Raw genomic sequence first — 21,541 nt, 5'->3', positions numbered from 1 at the left:
ATCGTTTTGTAGCCGCTGCTGAGCGCCAGCGAAGCTGCGAACGAGGACGCAGTCCTCGCAACGCGCTTTTTCCTGACACACCGCAGTCGCCTGTTTATACGGGCGCTGCGCGCCCGGTCGCAGCCTCGCTAGCGCTCGGCAGCGGCTACAGGCCTACACACCCTCAGTCCACCAGCAGGCGGCCCAGGCGCTGTTTGAGCATCTGGTTCTCGGCGCGCAGTTGCCGCACTTCGTCCAGCAGGTCCAGGGCCAGGGCCACGCCTTCCCATTCCAGGTCCAGGTCGCGGCGCAACTTCGCCGCGCGCTTGGCCAGGGACAGCTCATAGTCGTTGAAGCGCCAGTCCTTGGGCGCCCGGCCCTGAGGTTCGAGGATGCCGTGCTCGACGATTTCGATCACGTAGGCCGCCGACAGGTCGGCCACTTCACAGAACTCTTCCATGTCCAGCTGAACGATCAGGGTGCTCATGATCAGCGCCTCCTAGTGTCGAATCAGAAATTTTCCCGGGGGTCGAACGCTGCCTTCTTCGCCAGCTCCTGCCACAAGGCCTTGACGTCGTCGCCCGCCTGCTTGGGCATGACCGCCTTGAGTTGCACGAACAGGTAGCCGCGCTGGCCGGCCTTGTTCAGCAGGCCGTGGCCCTTGGCGCGCATGCGCTGGCCATTCTGGCTGCCGGCCGGAACCTTGAGGTTGATCTTGCCGGTCAGGGTCGGTACCGCGACCTCGGTCCCCAGCGCCAGCTCCCAGGGGGCCAGTGGCAGGGTGATGATCAGGTTCTCGCCTTCGACATCGAACTTGGGATGCGGCGCGAAGCGAATGGTCAGGTACAGGTCGCCATTCGCGCCGCCGCCCACGCCCGGCGCGCCCTGGCCCTTGAGGCGGATGCGCTCGCCGTCGGTGACACCTGCCGGAATCTTCACGTTCAGGCTCTTGCTGGTGTTGCTGACGTGTTGGCCATTGGCGTTGTACTGCGGCACCTGGAAGCTGATCTTCTTCGACTCGGTGGACAGGGTTTCTTCAAGAAAGATCGGCAGTTCCATTTCCACATCCTGTCCACGACGACCGCTGCTGCGGCGCTGCTCCGGGCCGCCGAATCCTGGCCCCCGGTTACCAAAGATCGAACTGAAGAAGTCCGAGAAATCGCCACCGTCCTCGCCGCCGCCAAAACCGCCACGGCTCTGCCAGCCCGGCGGGCCCTGGAAGGGCTGGCCATGCTGGCCGTACTTGCGCAGGTCATCGTACTCGGCGCGCTTGTCGGCGCTTTTCAGCGCTTCATAGGCTTCCGAGGCGTCCTTGAACTTGGCCTCGGCATCCTTTTCCTTACTGACGTCGGGGTGGTACTTGCGCGCCAGCTTGCGATAGGCGGCCTTGATCGCCTTGTCGTCCGCTGTCGGCTCCACGCCGAGAATCTTGTAATAGTCTTTGAAGTCCATCGAGGGAATCACCATCCGTTATCAAAGTCGCGCGGCGTGCAGCACAGCATGCTCGGTCTGGCAGCATGAGAATTGATCAATCTCAATTCTCTGACTGAACGGCGCATCAGAAGTTTATCGGCAGCCTCGGGCGGATCTTGTGATCCCGGGTGGCTGCTCGGCCCATGCCTGCAAGTTTGGGGGTAAAGGATAGTCTTTCAAGGCACGACAGGGGGTGATTTAGCAGATAGTCGGCCTTTGCAAGGCGCGAGGACTGGCGTACGCTGCGCGGCCGTTTTTTTCACCGGATCCAAAGACATGAACAACGCCACCCCGGCCCGTGCCTGCGGCATTGACTTCGGTACCTCCAACTCCACCGTCGGCTGGCTGCGCCCCGGCGAGGAGACGCTGATCACCCTGGAGGACGACAAGATCACCCTGCCTTCGGTGGTGTTCTTCAATATCGAGGAACGCCGTCCGGTGTACGGCCGCCTGGCGCTGCACGAATACCTGGAAGGCTACGAAGGCCGGCTGATGCGCTCGCTGAAAAGCCTGCTGGGTTCCAAGCTGATCAAGCACGACACCAGCGTGCTGGGCACTGCGATGCCGTTCAAGGACCTCTTGGGGCTGTTCATCGGCCAGCTGAAAAGCCGCGCCGAAGCCGCCGCTGGTCGGGAATTCGAAGAAGTGGTGCTGGGGCGCCCGGTGTTCTTCGTCGATGACGACGCCGCCGCCGACCAGGAAGCCGAAGACACCCTGGTGGAAGTGGCCCGCAAGATCGGCTTCAAGCACGTGTCCTTCCAGTACGAACCCATCGCCGCGGCCTTCGACTACGAATCCACCATCGAGCGCGAAGAGCTGGTGCTGATCGTCGACATCGGCGGTGGTACCTCGGACTTCTCCCTGGTGCGCCTGTCCCCCGAGCGCCGTGGCGTCGATAACCGCCACGACGACATCCTCGCCACCGGCGGCGTGCACGTGGGCGGTACCGACTTCGACAAGCAACTGAGCCTCCAGGGCGTGATGCCGCTGTTCGGCTACGGCAGCCGGATGAAGAGCGGCGCCTACATGCCCACCAGCCACCACATGAACCTGGCGACCTGGCACACCATCAACTCGGTGTACTCGCAGAAATCCCAGCTGGCCCTGGGCAGCATGCGCTATGACATCGAGGACACCGGCGGCATCGACCGCCTGTTCAAGCTGATCGAACAGCGCGCCGGGCACTGGCTGGCCATGGAAGTGGAAGAGACCAAGATCCAGCTGACCCACGCAGAGAGCCGCCTGGTGGCCCTGGACCGGATCGAGCGCGACCTCAGCGTGGACCTGAGCCGGGCCCTGTTCGAATCCTCCATCGACGGTTTGCTGGAGCGCATCCGCACCAGCGTCACCCAGTTGCTGAGCGACGCCAATGTCGGTGTGGGCCAGGTCGATACGGTGTTCTTCACCGGTGGTTCCAGCGGCATTCCGGCGCTGCGCCAGAGCGTGGCGGCGATGCTGCCCAATGCCCGGCATGTGGAAGGCAATATCTTCGGCAGCATCGGCAGCGGCCTGGCCATCGAGGCCAAGAAGCGTTACGGCTGAAACAGCTTCGCCGGCCCGCCGGCTCCTACAAGGTTCTGTAGGAGCCGGCGGGCCGGCGAACAAGATTCACACCAATCCCGCCAGCTTCAACTCGCTCTTCAGGTACGCGTAATAGATCGGCCCCGCCACCACCCCGGGCAGGCCGAAGGCGGCCTCGAACACCAGCATCGCCAGCAGCAGCTCCCAGGACTTGGCACTGATCTGCCCGCCAACGATCCGCGCGTTGAGGAAGTATTCCAGCTTGTGGATAAAGATCAGGTAGCCCAGCGCCGCCACCGCCACCCAGATCGACAGCGACAGGCCGACGATGGTGATCAGTGTGTTGGAAATCAGGTTGCCGATCACCGGCAGCAGGCCCAGCAGGAAGGTCAGCACGATCAGGGTCTTGGTCAGCGGCAGCTTGACCCCGAACAGCGGCAGGATCAGCGCCAGGAAGATCCCGGTGAAGAAGGTGTTGAGCAGGGAGATCTTGATCTGGGCGAAGACGATGTTGCGAAACGCCTGGACTAGCAGGTGCAGACGGTCGAACAGCGCCGCCGCCAGAGGCTTGCGCTTGGTCAGGTCGGGGACCCGCTGCAGGGCAATGATCGCCCCCAGGACCATGCCGATCAGCAGGGTCACGAACATGTGCGCCGCGTCCTTGCCTACCAGTTGCAACTCGCTCAGGTGCTTGCTGGCCCAGGCGCCGATGGCGGCCTGGAACTCGGCGGCGCTGGCCGGCAGGTAGGAATCGAGGAACGGCGGCAACTGGCCCCGGGCCTTGTCCACCACCACCATGAACTTGCCCAGCGAGGCACCCGGGTTCTCCGCCTCATGCAACAGGAAGCTGATGGCCCCGGCGAACAGTAGGGTCAGCAGGCTGACCACCAGGGTGCCCAGCAGGGCCACCGCCAGCCAGCGCGCACGCCGGCCTTCGATCAGCCGCTGCAGTTGCGGGGTGAGCATGTTGACCAGCTCGAACACCAGCAACCCGGCCAGCAGGCTGGGTAGCAGGCGCAGGGGCAAGGCCAGCAACAGGCCACCGAAAATGATGATCCAACTGATGAACAACAGATGACGCTGTGAAAACGCTGGCATATAGCCTCAAGACAGACAGCGGGGAAAAGACCGGCAGTCTGCCAGCCTTCACCCCTGAGGAATAGTGGCAGGCGCCGTGAGGACGCGGGCTTACAGGGTACTGGAGTGTTGTGACAGGCGAAGGTTCAGTCGGCTTTGGCCCCGGCCGCCGGGGCCGAAAGGTCGGGAAGCGGCATATCGTAGCCGCAGTAGTGCAGGCGGGTCAGGGTCAGGCGCTTGTCGGGGTAGTCATCGCCCCATCTCAGGTTCTGGTCGTAGCGCGACTTGAGATGGGCACACGCCTTTTGAATGCCGGCTCGAGCCTTGGCCAGTACCGGCTCTGGCAAGGGGTTGATCTTCAGGCTCTGGAACAACGGCTGGATAAACACCTTATCCAGGTCGTAGCCCTTGCTCCCCAAGGGCAGGCGCTGGCCGGCATGCACATAGAACGGCTGCTGCAGGCCGCTCTCCTGCTCCCAGCACCAGTACTTCACCTTGTCCTCAAAAATACCGACCGCCGCCCCTTCCCAACGCTCGTATGCACGCAGGCATTGATAGCCCTGCAGGGTCACCCAGTCGAGGCTACTGGGCTTGACGCCGGTATGGGATGGCAACGCCTGCCTGGCCAGCAAATCATCAAGAAATGCCTGCTTCGGATAGAGCAGCCCCACTCCCTGCCCATCGAGAAAGCTGTCGACCCGCATATAGAGCGCGGATGCCGTCACCTGGGTGTCGCCATAGGAAAAGGAACCGGAAGTTCCCACAGACAATGAGTCACTGGCCTTTTCATAATAAAACCCTCCGGTAACGGTTCCGCATTCGGCATGCCGGTAAGGCCCTGGTAAATCGAAGGAGTAGCGCTGCATCAGGGTGACCCGCTTCGCGCCTTCCTGGCAGAGCAGCCGGTTGTCGAAGCGAGCGTTTTCATAGACCAGAGAGGGCGCCGTGCAGCTGCTGATGCCTCCCAGACAACCACAGACCAGGGCAATCCCCATGGCACCGCGGATACTCACAGACACCTTCACTTTTTGTATTTGCTGATAAACGAATACCTGATGCCCGCTGCTTCGACGATGCTGCGCATTTCCTGCTCTTGCCCAGGTTCGCCGACAAAGAACAGCCAGACCCGAGGAAAGCGCTGACCACTCAGTGCGCCGCCGACAATCGCCTTGTCCAGTGCCGGGTTGGCCCCGAACATCAGGAACCTGCCGTTGGGGCTTTCGGAAACCTTGGCGAACATGTCACGCACATTGAAGCGTTCAACACCCCCGCCGGCCACAATCACTAGACGATCGGGAAGCTGCCCATGGCTGTTGATCTGCGTGACAAGCTGTTGCAAATCCTGGTGCTCACCCTGTGCCGAGCCACCGCCGTCCCTCTGCACCACATCAGCGACCTCGGACAGGACCTGATCATGATCCTTGGATAGCGGTTGAGAAGCACAACCACTCAAGAGCAGCAACGCCGCAATCCATGCCCAGGTTTTCATAAACATCTCCTTATGTACTGTCGGCTAACGGGCTTGTCAGCAAACACCCTCCTTAGAGCAGGCCCGAAGGTTCAAGGTGAAGGCGCCTTGAGATCGGGCAGCGGCACATCGTAGCCGCAGTAGTGCAGGCGGGTCAGGGTCAGGCGCTTGTCGGGGTAGTCGCTGCCCCAGGCACTTCCCCGGTCATAACGAGCCTTGCCGCGGGCACAAGCAGCCTGGAGCCGGTTTTGTGCCTGAGCCAGAGCCGAAGGTGCCAGACGCTTGATCTGCAAGCTGGCAAAGAACGGCAGGATAAAGGTCCGATCCAGATCGTAACCCTTGGCGCCCAAAGCCAGACGTTGCCCGGCATGTACATAGAACGGTTGAGTCAGGCCGCTTTCCCCTTCCCAGCACCAATACCTGACCTCATCCTCCCAGAGCCCCACTGCGGCCCCCTGCCAGTGCTCATAGAAGCGCAGGCACTGGTAGCCACCCCGGGTGACCCAATCCACTTCACGGGGTTTGGCACCACTGCCGGGCAAAGCCAATGCAGCCAGCTTGCCCTGGAGAAAGGCGTCGTGGGGATACATCAGCCCATAACCCTCACCGTCGAGAAAACTGCTGACCTTCATGTACAGCGAAGACGCCGATACCTGGACATCGCCATAGGCGAAGGTCCCCTCGGTAGCGACAGACAGGCTGTCGCTGATTCTGTCGTAGTAGAAACCGCCCATGAGCGTACCGCATTCTGTGTGCCGGAACGGTTCAGGCAGGTCGAAGGAGAAACGCTGGGGCAAGGTCACCCGCTTGGCCCCTTCGCTACACAACATGCGCTGCTCGGTGCGTCGCTCCTGCGGCTTGGCGGGGAGGTTCAGGCATCCCCCGAGCAGCACTGCCAGCCCCACCACCACACTTGGACTCCCCCTCATCTGCGGATAGTGTCCTTGCCATTGGCATCGATGAACGTAGGTTCAATGTACCGGGGATTCTTCTTGAACTGGTCCTGCAGCGCATTGGGCGCATCACCGCACATGCCCTTGGCAACACACAGGTAGTTCGAGTGCGGGCTATCCACTCCCGTCAACGAGGTGCTGGTCGCCAGCGAACCGAAGAAACGAGCCACCGGGTCGGACGAGTGCGTGAAGTTCTGCCCCAGCAGATCCGACACGGTATCGGTGACCGGCAACATGCCGAAAAAGGTCTTCGACCCCGGACGGTTGACCTGGAAGAAGGCGCCGTTGCCGATATCGAATCCGGCGGCATCGGCGGCTTCAAAGAAGCTCTTGGAACCCACTGGGGCGCCCGACAACTGGATGCTCCCGACCTGGCCATTGAGGTTGAAATCCAGGCCGGAAATCGCCCGGTAGGTCAACAGACCGCCCTGGCTGTGGCCGGCAACGTCCAGCTTGTACTCATCCTTGATCCCGGCCTGGAAGAAATCGTGCAGCTGCTGGGCGTTACCAGAGCGTACCGTCCCGCCCAGCGCCACATCCCACAGCGACTCGACCAAGTCGCCGAGAATCCCGTGCTCGGGGTTGTAGGCCTGCATGAAGGAATCGGAGCCGGTCTGCATCGCACCGTTGACCAATGCCGCCATCAGCGAGTTCTGGATGCCGTTGGTGAACACTGCACCATCACCATCGGGACGCTCGATCTCCATCAGCTTCTGCACGTTCTCGATCATCGGTTTGCCGGACAACGGATCCACCTTGATGGTCTTGCCGTCGGACTCGTACTGGTACTTGGTCTCAACCCGGTAGAAGCGCATGTCACCCGTGATCAAGGCCGGCACCTGGGTGATCAGGCCACCATGGTTCTCGACGCCGGGCATGATGCCACCGGTGTACTTGCCAGCCTTGTCGAGCACGGTTTCCAGGAGCCCGGGAATCCAGGCCAGCGGCAGCAACGACGGGTTGTCGGCCACCACCTGGTCCGCCGCCTTACTCAGGTCGCCAAACTGGGTGAAGATACCCGAGGCATTCTTGCCATAGTTCTTCATCCCCTCCTTCCACTGGTTCAGGGTCTGAATCGGGTGGTTCACCGACTCCAGGGACGACTGGGACACATACAGGTCGGTACGCTTTTCCTTGTCCTTGGTGATTTCATAGGCCAGGGACACATCGCGGTTCAGGCCCGCAGTGGAGTCGGCGCCAGTCTTGGCGTCGTTGCGCACGGTGATGGTGCCCGCGCCCACTGTGGCGCGCACTTCCTGCTCGCGCTCCTTGCGGTAGTCATAGCCGCTGACGCTCCAGCCGGACGCCCCGGTCTTGCCCTTGCCTTCCTGGCTCTTGTCCGTGGTGAAGGCCACGTCCTTGCCGCCGGTGGCCTTGGCGCCATCGCCGCCGCCCCAGCCAAAGGTGCCGCCCGCATTGACGTAGTAGCTGTGCTCCTTGTCCTGGCCGGAGATATCGCGGAAGCCCAGGGTGCCGGTGTCCAGCTTGAGGTTGCCGTTGTCGGCGGCGACCAGCGCGCCGTCGAGCTGGGTGTGCTTCTCGGTGCGGATGTCCACTCCGTTCTTGCCGGTGATGCTGGTCTGCTCCTGGACCCAGTTGGTCTTGCCGGTGGTCTTGCCCATGCCCAGGGAACCGCTGACGCTGCCACCGCCGCCCAGGCCGATGCTCACGGTGACACTGGCATCCATTTCCTTGCCGCTGACCTTGCCGGTATCCGGCACCGAGGACACGGTCAGGTCACCGCCAACCCGGCCGATGACCTCACCACCGCGCAGGGTGGCGCCGGCGATGGTGGTGTCCTTGCCACTGCTGAAGCGCAGCTGGTCGCCGGCTACCAGATTGGCGTTCTGCTGCCGCTGGTTGTCCCGGTCCAACTGGCCCTTGCCCATGTCGACGCTGGCGTAGACCGAGATGAAGTCCTTGCCGCCCACGGCCAGGCCCACTTCACCACCGCCGCTGTGGCGGCTGGACTCGCTGCTGGAATCGTTCTGCGCGGCGCGGATGGTCAGGTCGTTACCGGCGCCCAGGTCGATATCGCGCCCGGCCTGGACCTGGGTTCCGATCAGGGTCAGGTTGTTGCGCGCCTCAAGGCTGACATCACGCCCGGCGAGGAATACCGACGGGGTGTTGGTGCCCTGGTTCATCTGCTCGCTGGCCACACCGTTGCTGCCGCCGATACCGGCACGGGCGCTGCCACCGCCGCTCTGGCCATTGATGCCGCCCTGGCTGCGGGCGGTCTTGCTCTCTTCGGAGACCGAACCGCGGGCCACATCCACATTGATGTCACGGCCCACCAGGGTGATGTCGCGCCCGGCGTCGAACTGACCACCGCGAATGTTGATGTCATTGCCGGCCACGGCGCTGATATCCCGCCCCGCCCCCAGGCTGGCAGGGCTGTTGCTGTGCACTTCCTGGCGCGAGCTGCTGGACTGGCTGGCCGTACCGAAATGGGTCGCGGTGGTCGGGCCCGAGGTGAACTGGTTGATCGCATCCACGGTGCTGAGCACGCTGGAGGCCTTGCTGGTGTTGTCCTCGCCTTTGCCGGTGCCCTTGAGGGCGTCCATGGTGTTGCCGTAGTTGTGGCTGACATTGACCGTCAGGCCATTGCGGTCACGGCTCTTGCTGCGCTCCTCGATCGAGGTTTCCTTGCCCGCGTCGATGCTGATATCGCGCCCGGCCTGCAGGTTGATATCACGCCCGGCATCCACTCGCGAGCCTTCCAGGGTCAGGTCACGTCCGGCCTTGATGGTTGCATCCTGCCCGGCCAGCAACTGGCTCGGCGCCACGGTCTGCTCGGCATTGCGCGATTTCTGCTTGAGGCCTTCGCTGCCCAGGAACGCGGTGACGCCATTGCGATCGCTCTCCAGGGACAGCCCCACATGCTTCTCGGACTTCCAGTTGCTCTGGTCCGAGCTGTTGCTGCCGGCCAGGACGTTGATGTCGCGTCCCGCCCCCACATTCAGGTTGCGCTCGGCCGCGGCCGTGCTGCCGATCATGTTGACGTCACGAGATGCCTGCAGGGTGGTGTCACGCCCGCCACTGACCACGCTGCCGACACTCTGGGATTGAATGTTTTCCTGGCCGGATTTCTTCGAGGAGGCAATCGAAGTGAAACTGCCGGAACTGGAGAACCCCACCTTGCTCTTGTACTTGTCGCTCTGGCTGCTGGAGGTGTTGGCCGCGTCCATCAGGTTGATGTCGCCGTTCTTGTCGATCAGCCCGGCGCGCACTTCGGCATCGCGCTTGGCTTCGATGGAACTGGCCGAAAGGTTGACGTTGGTCCCGGATATCACCACCGCGTCATTGCCGGCACTCAGCTCGCTGCCCACCTGGGTGGTGCTGCTGGAGGTGCGGCTGTTGCCGCTCTTGCTCAGGCCGAAGCTGCCTTTCTTCTTCTGGCTGTAGGCGCTGTCCTGCTGCTCCTGGGCCGAGACCAGGCTGACGTCCCGGGTAGCGCCCACCAGCAGGTCGTTGCCGGCCTTGAGCTGGCTGCCGACCACGGTGACGTCGCGTCCGCCGTTGAGGCTGATACGGCCGTCCTTGTCCTGGCTGACGTTGACCATCAGGTCGTGCCCGGCGCTGATCTCGGAAGCCACGTTGGTGGTGGAGGAATCGGCGCTGCGGGTGGTCTTGCTCTTGCCCCAGGAACCTTTCTTCTTCTGGTAGAAGGTCGAGGATTGCTCGTCCTGGGCCGAAGCGATGACGATGTCGCGCTTGGCATTGAGGGACAGGTCGTTGCCGGCGCTGACCTGGCTCGCTACCACCGCCAGGTCGCGCCCGGCATTGAGTTCCAGGTTGCCGCCGGTGGTCACGCTGGAGCCCAGGGTCTGCACCGTGTCGTTGGTCACCAGGCCGCGACGGATCGCGCTCTGGGTGAAGGTGTGGTCCTGCACCGCCAGCAGGTCGATGTCGCGACCGGCGCTGAGCTTGGCATCGCCGGCACTGGCGAGCTGGCCGAGGTTGGTCAGGTCGCGACCGGCGCTGAGGTCCAGCTGCTGGCGCGCGGTGATCTGGCTGCCCTGGTCGAGGATGGTGCGATTGCCCGAGCCGTAGCCGACGGCCACTGCGGTGCGGTCGTTGATGATGTCGCCCTTGATCGAGGTGACGCTGACCTGGTTGCCGCGGATTTCCCCGGCCAGGGCGTTGCGCACGCTGTCCTGGGCCATCAGGCTGACCCGCTCGTTGGCCTCGATCAGGCCGCCCTGGTAGAGGCTGCCGCCAGCATTCACGCTCAGGTCGTTGCTGGCCCGCAGGGTACCGACGTTGGTCAGGTCGCCGCCGGCGATCAGGGTCATGTCGCGCCCCTGTATCAGGCTGCCACCGCGCAGGTTGCGGGTTTCCGCCTGGGCCAGGTAGAGCACCGGCACCAGCACTTTCTCACCCTGCACTTCGCGGGTTTCCATCCACACGATGTCATGGGTCAGCGAGGCCACCTGGGCCGGGGTCAGGGACACGCCGATGCTCAGGTTCAACTGGTCCTTGGAAGCGATGGCGTTGTCCATCAGGTAGCGGTACTGGTCGTAGTCGCTGGTCAGCCCGGCCGCCAGGAAGCGCTGGCCGGTCTGGGCCAGCACCGCGTCGCGAATCAGCCGGGTCTCGTACAGGCCGTCGCCCAGGCGGCGCCAGGTCTGATCGGTGTTGTAGTTGAGGTTGCCGAGCATGTAGTCCGAGCTCATGAAGCGCGACAGGTCGGTGAAGGTCGGGTTGGTCTCGATCAGGTAGCGGCCCTGGGGGTTCTGGCTCTTGACGAACAGGCCGTACTCGCCCTGAGGCACGCGGAAGCTCGACAGCGAGGTCGGGTCCACGGCGGCGAACGGCACGCCGGAGAAATCCACCGGGACGAAGCTGACCTGGGTGGTGCCGTCGGCGCCGACCTTCTCGATGCGTTGCACATCCTTGGCCACCTGGTTGGCCGCCGCGGAGCTCTGGGCATTGACCGTGATCACCTGGCCGCCCACCTGGGCCAGGTTGTTCTGCAGCGTCTGCCCGGTGAGCTGGGCGCGGCTCTGTTCGCTCTGCACGCCGTTTTCAAGGGTGCCGCTGACCTGCAGGTGCAGGCGCTGGCCGGCCTGCAGGGTGGAGGCGTAGGCGCTCTGGGAACCCGGGGTGATCACCGTGTGGCTGGCGGGTTCGTAGATCGGGTACTGGGTCACCACGGTCGGCAGCGGGTCCTGCTGGCCCGGCGCGCGATTGGCGTTGGCGGCGTTCCAGGCGATGGTGGCGCGCTCGGCGGCGCGGAACGCGCCCTTGGAAACCCCGTGCAGGAAATAGCTGATGCTCTCGACCCGCTTGTTCAGGGTCAGGCCCCGGTTGTACAGGTTGTTGGCGGTGATGGAGACATCGCGGTTGGCGGCGATCAGGCTCTGGTCGTTTTCCACCGTATCGGCATTGATGGTCAGGTCACGGTTGGACACCAGGCGGGCGCCAGCGGAGTGCTCGCCCATGGTGCCTTCGTAGGTAGTGTTAACGATGTAAGTGGCGGTGTGGTAATCGCCGGAACAGTCGGTGCAGTTGATCACGATATTGCGCTGGGTGATGGTTTCGCCGACCTGGTACTGGTCCATGGCGTTTTGCAGCAACGCCACGTTGAGGTTCATGTCGCCCTCGCTTTCGATGGTTCCGGAGCGGTTGCTCAGCAGGGCCGCGCGGCCCCCGTCGAGGGCGGCGAAGCTGAGATTGCCGGCGCTGTAGATGTCGCCGTAGCTGTTGGCCAGGCCGTTGCCCCGCAGGAGCATGTCGCCGCCGCTGTAGATCAGGGTGTCGGCCGAGGTGGTGATGCCGTTGCTGGAGCGCAGCTGCATCTGCCCCAGGGCGCCCAGGGTGCCGCGGTTGTTGATCTGCCCCGCCGACACGTAGAGGTTCTGGCTGGCGATCAGCCGGCCCAGGTTGTCCAGGGTGCCGCGCAGGTTCAGCTCGGTGTCGCCGCCGCTGGCGATACGACCGCCGTTCTGGTTGAGGTCGCTGGCGCCCACCGTGAGCTTGCCCCGGGACGACAGCAGGCCGCTGTTGTTCAGGTTGCCCCCCAGGTCCAGGGTCAGGTAGCCGTCACTGGCCAGTTCCCCGGCGTTGTTCAGGGTGGCGGCGCCCACCCGCAGGCCGCTGGCGCTGGCGATACGGTCGCCGGCACTGAGGTTGAGATCGCCACCGGTGCTCAGGTCCAGGGCGCCGTTGAGCTGCATCAGCCCGCTGCGGTCCACCCAGCCGATGTCCCAGTCGCCCCGGCCCAGGCCGGTGATGCGCCCCTGGAGGCCCGAGAGCCCGCCCAGGTCGAGTTTGAACAGGCCGTTGCCAGCGTGCTCGATGCTGCCGCCGACGTTGTTCAGGTTGCCCGCATTCAGGCTGAAGGCGTTGGAGCCCAGGGCCAGGCTACCGCCCTGGTTGTACAGGCTGCCGCCCAGGCTGATCCGGCTTTGCTCCCCGCCTACGGCGCGGATTCGCCCGCCGGCGCTGTTGTCCAGGTTGCCGCCCACCAGCAGCAGCGAGCCGGCCGACTCCACCAGGCCGCCCTGGTTGTAGAGGTTGGCCGCGGTGGTCAGGTCCAACTGCTGGGCGCTGATTTCGCCGCCCCAGCGGTTGTCCAGGGTCTGTCCGGAAGTGCTGAGCAGGCCGTTGGCGTAGAGCTTGCCTGCCTGGTTGGTGAGGCGGTCCACCACCAGCTTCAGGTTGCCGGCCTGGCTGCTGATCAAGCCGGCCTTGCCGTTCAGGGCACTGTTATCCACAGCCCCGGCCGTCACCGCGAGGGTCGCGCCCTGCAGGGTGCCGCCACGGTTGTCCAGGCTGCCCTGGCCCAGGGTGACTTCACCATGGCCGCCCTGGGCCAGGATCATCCCTTCGGCGTTGTTCAGGCCCCCGGCCACCAGGTTCAGGCCATCGCTGCCAGCAAGCAGTTGCCCCTGGCGGTTGTCCAGCGCGCCGCCATCGACCTCCAGGCGCTTGCCCTTGAGGGTGCCGCCCTGGTTGTCGAGACGGGCCAGTTGGGTGACCTTGAGTGCCTGGTCACCGGCGTCGATGACCCCGGCGCTGTTGTTCAATACGCCGTTGTTGAGGGCCACATGCAGCCCCCCGGTCTTGGCCACCACTGCGCCCCTGGCGCTGTTGTCCAGGCCCGCGGCGTTGATCCCGACGCTCTCGCCGAGGATCACCCCGCCACTGTTGTTCAGTTGGCCGCCGTTGACTTGCAGATGCCCGTCGCTTTGCAGGCGCCCCTGGCTGTTGAGCAACTGCCCCGGGGTGGCGCCGTCGGCAGTCAAGGTCAGCAGCAAGCCGTCGCTGCCCGCCGCCAGCAGGCCTGCGCCCTGGTTGTCCAGGCGCTGGGTGCTCAGGCTCAGGCGGTCGCCCACCAGTTGCCCGCCACGGTTGTCCAAAAGGCCGTTGTTGGTCAGCAGCAATTGATTGCCCACCACCACGCCGCCCTGGTTGTTCAGGCTGCCGGAGCCGATCTGCACATCGCCGTTCTTGGCCTGCAAATGGCCCAGGGCGTTGTTCAGATGCTGCTTGACCGTCAGGGTCAGCTGGCCGGCTTCGGCGCTGAGTACCCCGCCCTGGTTCTGGCTGAGGCTGTCGAGGTTGGCAGTCAGTACGTTGCCGATCACCTGGCCCTGGTTGTTGGCCAGGTCCCGGGCTTCCAGCAGCAGGTTGTCCTTGCCTTGCAGCAGGCCGCCCTGGTTGTCGATGTCCGCGGTGTGCAGCTCAAGCCCGGTGGCATCCACCGTGCCGCCCTGGTTATCGAGCTTGCCACTGCTGGTGAGGGTCAGCTGCGGAGCAACCAGGGTGCCAGCGCGGTTATCCACGCTGGCGGACTTGAGGCTGAGCAGCGATGTGGCCTGGAGCTTGCCACCCGCATTGATCAGGTCCTGGGCGAGGCTCACCTGCAACTCGCCCTTCTCGGCGCTGACCAGGCCCTTCTGGCTGTTGTCCAGGCGCGTGCCAGTGATCTTGATCTGGTCGGCCAGCAGCTTGCCGCCCTGGTTGAGCAACTCTGCGCCCTGGGTTTCCAGCAGGGTCTGGGCCTGGAGCTGGCCACCGTTGTTGTTCAACTGCTCGCTGACCTTGAAGGTGGCGCTGCCCTGGCTGGCCCCGATCAGGCCCTGCTGGTTGTCCAGCCGCCCGGCGCTGATCTCTACCCGGTCGGCAATCATCGAGCCTTTCTGGTTGCTCACTTCGCGGGCCTTGAGGGTCAGGTCGGCGCCTGCCACTTCCAGGCGCCCGCCGTTGTTGTTCAGGCTATCCAGAGTGAGCGTCGCGGCCTGCTGCTCGCCAAAGCGGATCAGGCCGCCCAGGTTGGCGATGGCCGGGGTGGTCAGCACCAGCTCGTGCTGTGCCAGCACCCGGGCCTGTGCGCCCTGGTTGACCAGGCGCGCGGTCTTGACCTCGACCTTGGGCCCCTGAATCACCCCGTTCTGGTTGTTCAGGGCCTGGCGCGCGGTCAGCTCCAGGTTGCGGCTGGCCAGTACGTTGCCGCGGTTCTCCAGGGTGCCGGCGGTCAGCTTGACCTCGCCGTGATCGTTGCGGCTGTTGTCGGTGTTGACTCCGGCTTCGATGATGCCGTGGTTGACCACCTGCGCGGCGTCCACCACCTGGACCCGGTCCCGGGCCGCCAGGCTGGTCTGCACCTGGATCTGCTCGGCGGCCTGCAGGGTCGCCTCGGTGCCGGCGTAGGCCTTGCCCTTGAGCTCGATGCTCTGGGCCTTGATGGCGATGGCCTGGTTGGCGCCCATGCCGGCGACCGTGACCTTGCCGTTGGCGTCGATCTGGATATCACCGGTGCTGGCCGCCATTTCCCCGGACATGTTCACCCCCACGCCCTTTTCCGTGCCCACCAGGCGGATCGCCCCGGCGTACATGCCGCCCAGGGCCGAGCTGTCGATGGCCAATTCCGGCTTGGCGCTGGCGTCGGCATCCCGGGCCGTGACGCTCAGGTCATCGGCCTTGACGTCGTTGCGCCCGGTGATGACGTTGAGCTTCTTGGCGTACAGGTCGGCATTGAGCTTGGTACTGCGGGTGATCAGGTCGAACTGGTCGATGTTGCTGGCGTTGAGGCCGGCGCCTTCGATGCTGATGTCGCCGCCATCGACCTGGAAGCGATCGAGTTTCTGCCCTTCGATCACCGGCTTGCCGGTGGTCAGGGTGGCCCGTGGGGTGTTGATGAAGCCGCAGCCGTTGCAGGTGATGCCATGGGGGTTGGCGACGATCACCCGGGCCGACTGCCCGGCCACTTCGGTATAGCCCGCCAGCTTGCTGCGATTGCTGCCGGTGACTTCGTTGAGAATGACCTGGGCCGCCTGCCCCTTGAGGTTGGGGTTGCCCATGATGTAGCCGCCCAGCTGAGTGTTCTGGGTCGAGCCGGTACCGTTATTGAGGATCAGGCCGTTGCTGCCGACGTTGTATTCGCTGAACTTGTTGTGGGACAAGCCGGCGCCGTTGGCGGCGTTGATGTTGACGATGGGTACGCCATTGCCGGCCGCGCCGATGGTGGCGTTGCCCCCCGCGGCCGGGTCCAGGGCCAGGCCTGCGGCCACGCTGACGATCGGGTTGAGAAACAGGATCCCCGACAACGACAGGGCAATGCATTGGGCAAAAGGCTTGCGTACGTCCATGTGCGAATCATCCATTCAATAACGTTGCGGGCGAGTCAGAAGAACAGGTCTACCCGGAAGTACACCGGGTGCTCTCGCCTCTCGATAATTGCCGGTCGCTCCAGGGAGCGTGCGAAGCTGACGGATGCAGCCAGGTACTGGCCGCGAGCATTGAGTTCCAGGGCATTGCCGCTCATGCGGCCGCGGGCATCTTGGTTGTAGCGATCGCCCTTGATCACCCCCACGTCATACGCAAAGGCCATGCCGTATTCCTGGACAAAAGGCTGCAACGCCGGCCAGGTCACCGCACGGCGCCAGCGCAGTTGGTTGCGCCAGTAGCCGCCGCTGTTGCCGGACAGGGTCTGGTCCTGGAAGCCACGCACCGAGTTGAGGCCGCCGAGGCTGATGCGCTGGGGGCTGAAGAGCACGTCCTCGCTGCGCTGCCCGGTGGCCAGGCTGTCGAAGCTGAAGTTTTCGTTCCACAGGCGAAAGGGCTGCAGGTAGCTCAGGGTCAGGCTGTATTTGTTGTAACGGGCGACCGGCTCGCTGCCATGGGGATTGCCGCTGCCCTGGGCATCCAGGGCGCCGATGCCCTGCTGCCAGCCAATGTCGGCGTTGACCAGGGCATTGCCGATGCGCCGCCCATGGTTGAAGCCCAGCTGGCTTTCGGTGATGCGGTTGCTGGAAACGTCGATCAGGTTGTCATCGAGGTAGTTGCGCGTGCGCAACTGGCTCAGGCCCAGGCTCATGCCGGTCTTGCTCAGGTTGTCGCGGTGCAGCACCCGTTCGGCGCGCAACTGCTGGTTCTTGCTTTCGCCGTCCATGGTGAAGTCGAAGCCGGTGCTGTCATTGCGGGTGCGGTAGTAGCTCTGGCTGTAGGAATAACTGAGGGTCCACCAGCCCCAGGGCAGGCTGTAGAACAGGCTCTGGTTGTCGGAGTGGCGCCAGCGGTCACTGACCGTGTCCTGATTGGCACGCAGGCTGAGCTGGTCTGCCAGGCCCAGGGGGCTGTCCCAGTCCAGGCCGAGGCCGGCCTGCTGCTCGCCGGTGCTCTTGTCGCCGCTGTTGTTGCGGGTGGCCGATACCCGCCAGGGCTTCAGACGCTGGCCCTTGAGCCCGACACGGCTGTCGCCCAGTTTCTCTCCAGGGGCCAGTTCCAGTTCCACCTGGCGCGAAGGCAGGCGAGTCAGCTGGTCCACCAGTTGCTCCAGCTCCCGCAGGTTGAGCACCTCGCCGGTGGTGCCGGGAAAGGCCATGGCCAGTTCCCGCGAGCTGGCCAGGGCGGAACTGTCCAGGCTCTCCAGGCGGCCTTCGACCACCACGATGGTCAGTTGCCCCGAGGCCAGTTCCTGGGCCGGCAGGTAGGCCCGGGTGGTGACATAGCCCTGCTGCAGGTAGTGATGGGTGATGGCCTTGAGCAGGGTGTTAATCTGCGTCACCGACAGGCACTGGTCGCGATAGGGCGCCACCAGGCGCTCGCGATCGGCGGCGGAAAGATGATCGGCCCCCTTGAGAATCACGGTCTTGATGGTGAAACAGCGCTGCTCGCCCGGTTGCGGGGCAGGCTCGGGGGGCAAGGTCTTGCCGGGGAGTTGCTGGAGTTCGTCGAGGCGCTTCTGCTGCTCTTGCAGCAACTGCTGCTGGCGATCCCGAATCAGGTCGCGATCACCCGGCGTCTGCAGCGGCGCGGCGCTGAGCGCGAGCGAAGCAGACAAAGCACAAAACGCTACTACAGGCCTGAACAAGCCAAAACGCGACATGCTTTCCATTCCCTAGAATCACGGATTTTGGCTGGCCAAACGTCCGCGTGGTGCGTCCCGGCACCTGTTTTCGAAGGGAACAAAGTGTAAATGTAAAAAAATTTACATAACAAAAAAGCGACGAGCGGTAGCTTCCAGACCTATCTCATTGAAAGCTAATGGTTTATATGCTGCGAAACTCTGAAAAACCGATGCAGGCCAAGGTCCTGTAGCGCGCGCGATACCTCGGCCCCATCGATTCAGGCTCATTTCTTCTTCAGGCAATCACTCATGAACGCCTTGCGCGCATCGCCCTTGAGCGCCTGGGTGGTGGCCGTGGCGTTGCAGGTCTTCATTCTTTCCTGAGGCGTGGACGGGGTAGCCGCAGCTGCCGGGGCCGCCTTGAGGCAAGTGCTCATGAAGGCTTTGCGCTCATCGCCCTTCAGGGTCTTGGCGGTGGCCTCGGCATTGCAGGTGGTCATCTTGTTCTGCTGGGCGGTGGCGGCAAAACCCTGGGAGCACAGCAGCAGGCCCACCATCAACAACGGAATACGCAACATCTTCATGGAGTTTTCTCCTTGTCACCGCACCGACGGGCACGGCCTCCAGCGCAGTGTAGACAAAGCCTGTTACACCTTCACCTGTTCTGCAGGCCGGCCCGGCGATACTGCTCCGGCGTGCTGCCAGCCTGGCGCTGGAACATCGCGATAAACGCCGAGGCGCTGCTGTAGCCCATGTCGAAGGCGATTTCCTGGATGCTGCGCGAGCTCTCCAGGGCCTCGATGGAGGCCAGGAAACGCTGGCGCTGGCGCCATTCGCCAAAACTCATGCCCAATTCGCGCACGAACTGCCGGGCCAGGGTCCGCTCGCTGACATGGGCCAGCCCCGCCCAGTGGGCCAAAGGCTGGTTGTTGCCCGGTTCGGCCTGCAGGGCCTGGAGCACCCGCAGCAGGTCGGGGCTGCTGGCGTAGGGCAGGTAACAGGTATGCACCGGCGCCTGGCGCAACTGGTCCAGCAGCACCTGGGCCAGGCGCTGGTCGGCCTCGCCCTCGGGGATCTGCACGTCACGGGCGGCGAAGTCCTTGAGGATCGCCTTGAGGATCTCGCTGATGGCCAGGGTACTGCCCCCGGCCGGCAACTCGGCACACAGCTCCGGGGCCAGCAGTACGGCGCGGTAGTTGATCGGCTGCGCGGTGTAGAAACTGTGGGGCGTCTGTGGCGGCACCCACACCGCATATTGCGGCGGCGACATGAAACGCTGGCCGGCAATCTCCATGTGCATCACGCCGTGGGCCGAATACTCCAGGCAGCCCCAGGGGTGACGATGCTCCAGGGCATGGCTGTGGGCGGCGAAGTCGGCATAGCGGAAGTACACCGGCGCGGGCAGCCCGTGGAAATCCAGGAGATGGATGTGTTTTTTGCTCATGCTGTCCGGATGTCGGGGCGGGTTGTCCGGTTCGCAGTATAGGCATTGATCCGGACAAGAGGATAATCAGCCTTCATCAACTTTCTGGTTGTCTCCATGCAATACGCTTATCCACTGCTGGCCATCTTTATCTGGGCCGGCAATACCGTGATCAACAAACTCGCCGTGGGCGCGATCTTTCCCGCGGAGATCGGCTTCTATCGCTGGTTGCTGGCGGGCCTGCTGTTTACCCCCTTCATGCTCAAGCCGGTGATCAAGCACTGGCCGGAGGTCCGCCCCAACCTCTGGCGCATCGCCATTCTCGGCGTGCTGGGCATGGCGGTGTACCAGAGCCTGGCCTACTTCGCCGCCAGCCTGACCTCGGCCACCAACATGGGCATCATCCTTTCGCTGATGCCGCTGATGTCCCTGGCCATGGCCATCGCGGCCCTGGGCCAGCGCCTGACTGCCGGAGCCCTGGTGGGCGCCGTGCTGTCCTTCGCCGGGGTGCTGGTGGTGGTGTCCTCCGGCAGCCTGGCCGCGCTGCTGCAACACGGGGTCAACCTGGGGGACGCGATGATGCTGGTGGCCACCCTGGCCTACGCCATCTACAGCACCCTGCTGAAGAAATGGCAGCTGCGCCTGCCGCCGCTGGTGCTGTTGTATCTGCAGGTGCTGGTGGCGGTCGTGGTGCTGCTACCGTTGTTCCTGGCTTCGCCGAAGGTAGGCCCGACTCTGCAGAACATTCCGCTGGTGCTCTATGCCTGCCTGCTGGCTTCGATGCTCGCGCCCTTGGCCTGGATGCAGGCGGTGGTGCGCCTGGGGCCAAGCCGGACCACGCTGTTTTTCAATCTGCTGCCGTTGATCACGGCGCTGATTGCGGCAGTGGTGCTGCATGAGCAGTTGGCCTGGTTCCATTTGGTGGGTGGCTTGCTGACCTTGGGCGGGGTGATTCTCTCGGAACGCTGGACCACCGTGCTGGGACCGCTCGCCGGCAAGCCGGCTTCTGCCGGGCAACGCTGAGATCAGAGGCCGGCGGCCTTGAGGCGCCGGGCATGTTCGACGAACAGGCGGATCGGCTCCGCGCCCTTGCCCACCAGCCCCAGGGACTGATTGACGATATCGAAATGGTCCAGCGGGTAATCATCGCCAATGACCTGCCCCAGGTGCGAGCTGTAGCGCCCCACCATGCCGTCGCACTGGCCGGCTTCACGGACGAAGGTGCGGGCGAACAGCCGGCAACTGCGGTTGGTGCCGTCGAACAGATTACGCCCGCGGTTGGTCTTGCCCGGCTGCAAAATGCCGGACCAGGAGTAGTAGTGCACACCGTCGACCTGCGCCGGCCCTTGCCCGCCCCATTCCTGCGGCAACCCCTGGGGGTACTGGCGGTTGAACAGGGCCACGCCCTCGGTGGTCAGGGACTGGTGCGAAGCATGGATATCCACCGGCTGCTTCGGTCCGCGATAGCCGGTTTCCAGCAACCGCATCAGGCTTGAAATCCCCCTCAGCAGCAGGCTCAGCACTCGCCCCCGCAGGCTATGGGCGGGTGAATGCCGTTGCAGATAATCCGCCAGCTCGGAGCCATGGTTGGGCCCCGCCACCGACGTCACCGAGGCCACCCAGTCCGGGCGCCTGGCGGCGGCGTAGCGCGCGGTGAGCGCGCCCTGGCTGTGGCCGATCAGGTTGACTCGGGCTGCGCCGGTCTCGGCCATGATCCGCTGGATCTGCGCCAGCAACTGCTCACCGCGCACCTCGCTGGAATTGAGCGGCGAGACCTGCACCGCGATCACCTGCGCCCCGCCCCGGCGCAAGGCCGGAATGATCCCGTACCAGTAGGGGTACAGCAGCAGGCGGACAAAGCCGAGCATGCCGGGCACCAGGACCAGGGGGTAACGGGTGGCAAGCTCTTGGGACATGCGGCGACATCCTTGTGCGAAGGCAGCGGGGCTGGCTGAAAGCTAGACCATAACCGGGGCCGTCGTCAGCCCCCATGACGCTTTGGCGACAAACCGGTGACAGCCCGTTTCTCCCGGTAGCTACTTCAGCCCGGCCACCCCCGCCACGATCAGCCCCACCGACACCAGCTTGACCGCCGTCAGGCTTTCTCCCAGCAGCAGGCAGCCCAGCAGCACCGTGCCCAGGGAACCGATGGCGGTCCAGATCGGGTAGGCCACGCTCACCGGCAACTCGCGCATGGCCAGGGTCAGGAAATAGATCCCGCCCACCGCCGCGACCACCGTCAGCAGCGACGGCCAGGGCCGGGTAAAGCCCTCGGCGTACTTCATGCCCATGGCGAACGTGACCTCGAAGGCCGCCGCCAGCAGCAGGAACATCCAGGCCATGGCGCCGCC

14 protein-coding genes are annotated in these 21,541 nt (G+C 64.2%); 2 read left to right on the top strand and 12 right to left on the bottom strand.

The annotated features are described in order from the left end of the window. Positions 1-163: 163 nt before the first annotated feature. Together AC07R1_RS24520 and AC07R1_RS24515 are read right to left on the bottom strand one after the other, a co-directional pair. A complete protein-coding gene (locus AC07R1_RS24520; RefSeq protein ID WP_011058997.1) occupies positions 164-466 on the bottom strand; it encodes a chaperone modulator CbpM in 303 nt (100 codons plus the stop codon). 23 nt (positions 467-489) lie between these two features. Beyond that, on the bottom strand, positions 490-1,431 hold the full coding sequence (locus tag AC07R1_RS24515; RefSeq protein ID WP_011058996.1) for a DnaJ C-terminal domain-containing protein: 942 nt from the start codon (positions 1,429-1,431) through the stop codon (positions 490-492). Between the two features lie 297 nt (positions 1,432-1,728). Between AC07R1_RS24515 and AC07R1_RS24510 the strand changes: the two genes are divergently transcribed. After that, the gene (locus AC07R1_RS24510; protein WP_401335438.1) at positions 1,729-2,994 is read left to right on the top strand and encodes an Hsp70 family protein; all 1,266 of its coding nucleotides are present in this window, start codon (positions 1,729-1,731) and stop codon (positions 2,992-2,994) included. Between the two features lie 66 nt (positions 2,995-3,060). Here AC07R1_RS24510 and AC07R1_RS24505 read toward each other — a convergent pair whose 3' ends face one another. The 8 genes from AC07R1_RS24505 to AC07R1_RS24470 form a co-directional block, all read right to left on the bottom strand. Next, positions 3,061-4,071 (bottom strand): AI-2E family transporter, encoded by a 1,011-nt coding sequence (locus AC07R1_RS24505; RefSeq protein ID WP_011058994.1) that lies wholly within the window; start codon positions 4,069-4,071, stop codon positions 3,061-3,063. Between the two features lie 125 nt (positions 4,072-4,196). Next, positions 4,197-5,045, bottom strand: a complete 849-nt coding sequence (locus tag AC07R1_RS24500; protein WP_495111016.1) for a hypothetical protein — start codon at positions 5,043-5,045, stop codon at positions 4,197-4,199. A gap of 26 nt (positions 5,046-5,071) precedes the next feature. Continuing rightward, on the bottom strand, positions 5,072-5,539 hold the full coding sequence (locus AC07R1_RS24495; RefSeq protein ID WP_495111015.1) for a hypothetical protein: 468 nt from the start codon (positions 5,537-5,539) through the stop codon (positions 5,072-5,074). A 71-nt stretch (positions 5,540-5,610) separates the two neighbouring features. Continuing rightward, positions 5,611-6,447 carry a hypothetical protein gene (locus AC07R1_RS24490; RefSeq protein WP_174823999.1) on the bottom strand — a complete coding sequence of 279 codons (837 nt, stop codon included), beginning with the start codon at positions 6,445-6,447 and terminating at the stop codon, positions 5,611-5,613. Continuing rightward, positions 6,444-16,082: a hemagglutinin repeat-containing protein gene (locus AC07R1_RS24485; RefSeq protein ID WP_495111014.1), complete on the bottom strand. Its 9,639-nt coding sequence runs from the start codon at positions 16,080-16,082 to the stop codon at positions 6,444-6,446. Before AC07R1_RS24485 ends, AC07R1_RS24490 begins: the two co-directional genes overlap by 4 nt. A 20-nt stretch (positions 16,083-16,102) precedes the next feature. After that, entirely contained in the window at positions 16,103-17,806 is a 1,704-nt protein-coding gene (locus AC07R1_RS24480) for a ShlB/FhaC/HecB family hemolysin secretion/activation protein (RefSeq protein WP_072444022.1), read from the bottom strand. 245 nt (positions 17,807-18,051) lie between these two features. Then, positions 18,052-18,351, bottom strand: a complete 300-nt coding sequence (locus AC07R1_RS24475) for a PsiF family protein (RefSeq protein WP_011058988.1) — start codon at positions 18,349-18,351, stop codon at positions 18,052-18,054. A gap of 71 nt (positions 18,352-18,422) precedes the next feature. Next, complete coding sequence (locus AC07R1_RS24470) at positions 18,423-19,211, bottom strand: AraC family transcriptional regulator (RefSeq protein ID WP_495111013.1); 789 nt, start codon at positions 19,209-19,211, stop codon at positions 18,423-18,425. Positions 19,212-19,307: 96 nt separating this feature from the next. Here AC07R1_RS24470 and AC07R1_RS24465 point away from each other — a divergent pair, with 96 nt between their 5' ends. Continuing rightward, entirely contained in the window at positions 19,308-20,213 is a 906-nt protein-coding gene (locus AC07R1_RS24465) for a DMT family transporter (protein WP_011058986.1), read from the top strand. Positions 20,214-20,215: 2 nt separating this feature from the next. On the opposite strand, the gene AC07R1_RS24460 is transcribed toward AC07R1_RS24465, so the two are convergent. Both AC07R1_RS24460 and AC07R1_RS24455 read right to left on the bottom strand, forming a co-directional pair. Next, on the bottom strand, positions 20,216-21,106 hold the full coding sequence (locus AC07R1_RS24460; protein WP_011058985.1) for an esterase/lipase family protein: 891 nt from the start codon (positions 21,104-21,106) through the stop codon (positions 20,216-20,218). 120 nt (positions 21,107-21,226) lie between these two features. Continuing rightward, positions 21,227-21,532 carry a DMT family transporter gene (locus AC07R1_RS24455; protein ID WP_011058984.1) on the bottom strand — a complete coding sequence of 102 codons (306 nt, stop codon included), beginning with the start codon at positions 21,530-21,532 and terminating at the stop codon, positions 21,227-21,229. Positions 21,533-21,541: the final 9 nt, after the last annotated feature.

It is taken from the genome of Pseudomonas sp. GW821-FHT07F01, from assembly GCF_059418825.1.
Note: the sequence above shows the minus strand (reverse complement) of the source record. Positions and strands in the feature narration are given on the sequence as shown.

Bases quoted from the DNA above. Each gene is read 5' to 3' on its own strand.
- AC07R1_RS24510 (WP_401335438.1), top strand. From the start codon at position 1,729: ATGAACAACGCCACCCCGGCCCGTGCCTGCGGCATTGACTTCGGTACC.
- AC07R1_RS24515 (WP_011058996.1), bottom strand. From the start codon at position 1,431: ATGGACTTCAAAGACTATTACAAGATTCTCGGCGTGGAGCCGACAGCG.
- AC07R1_RS24505 (WP_011058994.1), bottom strand. From the start codon at position 4,071: ATGCCAGCGTTTTCACAGCGTCATCTGTTGTTCATCAGTTGGATCATC.
- AC07R1_RS24465 (WP_011058986.1), top strand. From the start codon at position 19,308: ATGCAATACGCTTATCCACTGCTGGCCATCTTTATCTGGGCCGGCAAT.
- AC07R1_RS24495 (WP_495111015.1), bottom strand. From the start codon at position 5,539: ATGAAAACCTGGGCATGGATTGCGGCGTTGCTGCTCTTGAGTGGTTGT.
- AC07R1_RS24485 (WP_495111014.1), bottom strand. From the start codon at position 16,082: ATGGATGATTCGCACATGGACGTACGCAAGCCTTTTGCCCAATGCATT.
- AC07R1_RS24470 (WP_495111013.1), bottom strand. From the start codon at position 19,211: ATGAGCAAAAAACACATCCATCTCCTGGATTTCCACGGGCTGCCCGCG.
- AC07R1_RS24460 (WP_011058985.1), bottom strand. From the start codon at position 21,106: ATGTCCCAAGAGCTTGCCACCCGTTACCCCCTGGTCCTGGTGCCCGGC.
- AC07R1_RS24480 (WP_072444022.1), bottom strand. From the start codon at position 17,806: ATGTCGCGTTTTGGCTTGTTCAGGCCTGTAGTAGCGTTTTGTGCTTTG.
- AC07R1_RS24455 (WP_011058984.1), bottom strand. From the start codon at position 21,532: ATGGCCTGGATGTTCCTGCTGCTGGCGGCGGCCTTCGAGGTCACGTTC.
- AC07R1_RS24500 (WP_495111016.1), bottom strand. From the start codon at position 5,045: ATGGGGATTGCCCTGGTCTGTGGTTGTCTGGGAGGCATCAGCAGCTGC.
- AC07R1_RS24490 (WP_174823999.1), bottom strand. From the start codon at position 6,447: ATGAGGGGGAGTCCAAGTGTGGTGGTGGGGCTGGCAGTGCTGCTCGGG.
- AC07R1_RS24475 (WP_011058988.1), bottom strand. From the start codon at position 18,351: ATGAAGATGTTGCGTATTCCGTTGTTGATGGTGGGCCTGCTGCTGTGC.
- AC07R1_RS24520 (WP_011058997.1), bottom strand. From the start codon at position 466: ATGAGCACCCTGATCGTTCAGCTGGACATGGAAGAGTTCTGTGAAGTG.